The following is a 4,191-nucleotide window of genomic DNA, read 5'->3' on the forward strand; positions in this document are numbered from 1 at the left end:
GTAGATTTCCGCCAGTGGCGTAGGGATTTCCCCTGCTTCACGAATCAGGCCGCTGACCCGGTCGATGCTGAACAGACTCAGGCTGTTACGATCACGGTTACTGGCCACCGCCAGGTCGACATGCTTTTTGCCGAGCATGAAGCCGGGACGTACATCGACATTATTCAGACGTCCTACCGGCAACGACTGCAACTGCTTGCCGCTGAGGTCGTAAGCCAGCAGCCCCTGTTTTTTGTTGGTGCCCAGCACGCGGCTGAGTGCGGGATTTTTCGGGTGGACCCAGATGGCCGGGTCATCGGCGGCGTCACCCTGACGCCCGACCGGCTGGCTCTGGCTGACCGGCATGACACTCGGCAGCGGCGCGGCAACGGCGACCGGTGCGGGCGTCCAGTTCAGTCGGCCCTGATACAGGCGCTCACCGTCATTGTCGTTGACCAGCACCTGCAGACCGCCCTTGTCTTCACGCACCGAGAGACCTTCGGGCTTTTTCAGGCTCATCAATGACAGGTCGGCCACCGGCGTCCAGGCCAACTGCGACGTTTGTTGCTGATAGAGATGCAACGCCTTGCCTTTCGGGTCCAGCGCCAGCAAACCGCCTGGCACAATGGCCATCGCACCTGCTGCCTGTTTCAACTCGCCGAACGGCTCACGCAGGGCCACCGGCTGACGGGCGACATCCGCCTCGGGGTGCGCCGGGTAGGCCCACCAGCCGATGTTCAGTTCATTGACAAACAACCTGTGCGCAGCGTCGTCGACCTGGCAAAACTCGGCATTTGGCGGTAACGGCAGCTGGCGCACCAGGCGCGGCGTGTCGTTCAGCCCATCGCCTGCACCCACCAGCCATTGCTCACCCTTGCCCTCCTCGCCCACCAGAAACACAAACAGATTGCTGGCCTCATCGCGGTACAGGCACAAACCGGCGACTGAATAATCACGTGCGGGCACATAAACCGGCGTCGACCAGTGCCCACGCGACGGGTCAAGCCGGGTCAGCATTGCCTGTTGGCGGGAGTTATCCAGCGTCGCTATGAGCACGCTGCTGCCTGTGGAGCGGCTGTCCAGCCCTTGAAATGACCCGGGCATGTTCGCCAGCTCGCGGCCCTGCTCGTCCAGCAGCAACAGCCCGGCCTTGACGCTCGCAGCCAGGCGGCGGGCTCCGTCACTGCCTGGCAGAAAGACCGCGGATTGGGCCTTGAACGGCTCGTTTTCGGCCCAGCGTGCCAGGTTCAGGTCCACCGGTGGCGAAGCGTGCGCAGCTCCGCCTGCCAGATAAAGCAATAGCGCCAGGCACACTGGCTTGGGTGATAGCGAAATCATCATGAACGGTTGAATCCTTTGAATGAGCGCGTCAGATCGATCAGAAATGGGTGAAGGTCAGGCCGACCTTGTAGGTCGGGCCGTACTCTTCGTACTGGCCGTTGTAGGCGCGATGCCCGCTGTAGACGAAATACGGCTGATCGGTGAGGTTCTGCGCCTCGAAGCTGACCTTGAGGTTCTTCGTCAGCGAGTAGCGCGCGCTGAAGTCGACGAAGGTCTGGGCGTCAACGTACTGGTCATGGTCCTTGTCGCCGATCGATGCCAGCTCGTAGAGGTAGGCCGATTTGTAGTTGGCTGAAAGGCGCAGGCTAAGCTTGTCGTTCTCCCAGCCCAGCATGACGTTGCCGACCGTCTTCGACTGACTGGGCAGGTCGATGTCGCGCTTGCGGTAGGTGCCGGTGCCCTGGTCAAAACCGTCGATACTGGCGTCAGAGCGGCTCAACGTGGCGTTGGCACCCAGCAACAGGCCATTCCACGGCGATGGCAGCCAGTCGAGCTTCTGCGAATAGGCCAGTTCCAGGCCGTAAAGCTTGGCCTTGTCACCGTTGGCGTAAGTATTGGCTTCGGAGAAGTTCGCCCACTGCCCGGTACCTGCCAGGTCGGTGTTGTAGACAAAATTCTGAATATCCTTGTAGAACATGAACGCCGACACCGTCCCCGCACGCCCCATGAAATGTTCGATGCCCAGGTCCAGGTTGCTCGACTCCAGCGGCTTCAGATTCGGGTTACCGAAAGACGCTTCGTCATCGTCGATCACAAAGCCCGGTGCCAGCTGTCCGAACGTCGGACGCACTACGGTTTTGGTCCAGGCAGCGCGCAACTGAGTGCTTTTGTCGATCTGATAACGGGCGTGCAGGCCCGGCAACCAGTGGTGATAGCGACGCTCGGTGGCACTGGACTCAAACGCCCCATCGCGTACGCCTGTGCCTTTGGCGTTCATCTCTGTGCCTTCGTAACGCAGACCGGCAATGAAACGCCATTTATCGACATCCAGCGTGTTCATGAAGTAACCGGCGTTGACGTCTTCGTTGATCTTGAAATCATTGGCACGGCTTTCGGACTCGTCGTAGGCGTCGGCAGCATTCAAGCCTCCGATCAGCCCCTTGACCGCTCCGGGACTGATGCCGCTGCCGAAATTGTCCAGTCGATAGTCGATCGTGCCTTTCTGGAACTGCGTCAGGTTCAACTGCTGATCGCTGAAACCCAAGTCATCGAAATCCTTGTACTTCCAGACGTCCAGATCGTTGCTCTTGTCGCGACGACTGACCTTGCCACCGAACTTGAATTGCGAGGCATAGCCCTTGAAGTCGTAATCGCGGGCCAGGTCAAGCCGCACGTTCTTCTCGGTGTCTTTGGTGTACTGCTTTTCCCGGTCGACCTTGTCCAGCGTGAAGTTCGAGTCGTCGTAGAACGCTGGACCTACGATGGGCCTGGGCTTGTCGCGGTCGTAGAAGCCCGTGTCGGCGAAATCATCGTTGCCCACGAACGTGGCCCCGGCAATATGGCTGGGGCTATCTTCGCTGGACTCGCTGTAACCGGCCTGGCCACTGAGGGTCCACAGGCCGGCCATGCGCTCGCCCCCGAACACGTAGGACTGGATTTCCTGGGTTTCGGTACGTGCCTTGAGCTTGCGTGTGCCCTCGGCATCACCGGTCTGCCCGGCGCTCTGCGCGTCGCTGAACTCGAAACCGTTAGTGGTGCGCACTTCATCGTCCTTGAAGCGGCTGTACAGGGTGCGCAGGTAGTATTTGCTGGCATCATCGGGCCGATAATCGAAGTTCAGGCCGCCCCCGGCGCGTTCGCGACTGATGTCGTAGTCGCGCTGTTCGAATGATTGCAGGCGCGCGCCATCCCAGTCACCGCCGGTTTCGACGTTGTCGGAGCCAAAATCGCGCTTCTGCCAGCTCAGCGCTGCCGCCACCCCGAAGTTGTCGATGCCGTCGCCAAGGCTGAATCGATTGCTCGCCGCGCCGGAAAACTTGGGGCTGGTCTGGTGCGTGTTCTTGTCGTAGCTGGCTTCGTTGCTGCCGGTGTAAAACAGCCCCTTGTGATCGAAGGCCGAAAGGCTCTCGACATCGACTGTGCCGCCCAGCGAATTGGCGTCCATGTCCGGGGTCAGGGTCTTGATCACCGACAAGGACTGCACCAGTTCGGCGGGCAGAACATCCAGCGCCACGGCGCGTCGGTCGCTTTCCGGGGCGGGCACCAGCGTACCATTGATGGTCACGCTGTTCAGGTCGGGGGCCAGCCCGCGCACGGTGACGAAACGCCCCTCACCCTGATCGCGCTCGACGCTGACGCCCGGCAGGCGCTGTACCGCTTCGGCGACATTCTGGTCCGGCAACTGCGCAACACCATCGGCATGTACCACGCTCTTGATACTGTCGGAGCTGCGTTGCTCCTTGAGCGCGTTGTCGATACTTGCAGCCTGCCCGACCACTTGCACGTGCTCGACCGTGTCAGCTTCGGCAGCCTGCAAACGCTCGCTGGCAATCGCAAACGCCAGCGCGCTGAGTGTGAAACCGACCAGTTGGGTCCTGCTGCGACGCCTGTACATGTATGTCCTCCCCGAAATCCCGACAGGCCAGGCAAATGGCCCGGCAACTGGAAGCGCAAGCTAGAGTCGTGCAGTGACGGTTCTGTGACAGGTAACGCGCGCAGAGGCTGAAAACGGCGGGTTTTAGGGAAACCGGACAGGTAAATGAGCTGATTTGACTTTCAGAAAGCGCTGGCCGGAATCGAAAGCCCACGTGTGACGCAGAGCGTCACGAACTGCATGCCGACGCGGAGCGTCGGCACGATAGTCATCAGCTTTCGCCACGTGCCTTTAACCACACTGCTCTAAAACGCTTTTCACCGCGATGGCACAGACGA

Annotated in this window: 2 protein-coding genes; both read right to left on the minus strand. The window is 60.5% G+C overall.

Features of this window, described 5'->3' with window-relative positions:
* The coding region (locus ALO80_RS14445) for a phytase (protein ID WP_055009486.1) at positions 1–1,320 on the minus strand (1,320 nt) is incomplete at its 3' end.
* A gap of 37 nt (positions 1,321–1,357) precedes the next feature.
* Positions 1,358–3,874 carry a TonB-dependent receptor gene (locus ALO80_RS14450; RefSeq protein ID WP_055009487.1) on the minus strand — a complete coding sequence of 839 codons (2,517 nt, stop codon included), beginning with the start codon at positions 3,872–3,874 and terminating at the stop codon, positions 1,358–1,360.
* Between the last annotated feature and the right edge of the window lie 317 nt (positions 3,875–4,191).

Source organism: Pseudomonas caricapapayae (assembly GCF_001400735.1).
Taxonomy (GTDB): domain Bacteria; phylum Pseudomonadota; class Gammaproteobacteria; order Pseudomonadales; family Pseudomonadaceae; genus Aquipseudomonas; species Aquipseudomonas caricapapayae.

What these genes read in the sequence shown, in the direction of transcription:
- ALO80_RS14450 (WP_055009487.1), bottom strand. Translation starts at nt 3,874, where the DNA reads ATGTACAGGCGTCGCAGCAGGACCCAACTGGTCGGTTTCACACTCAGC.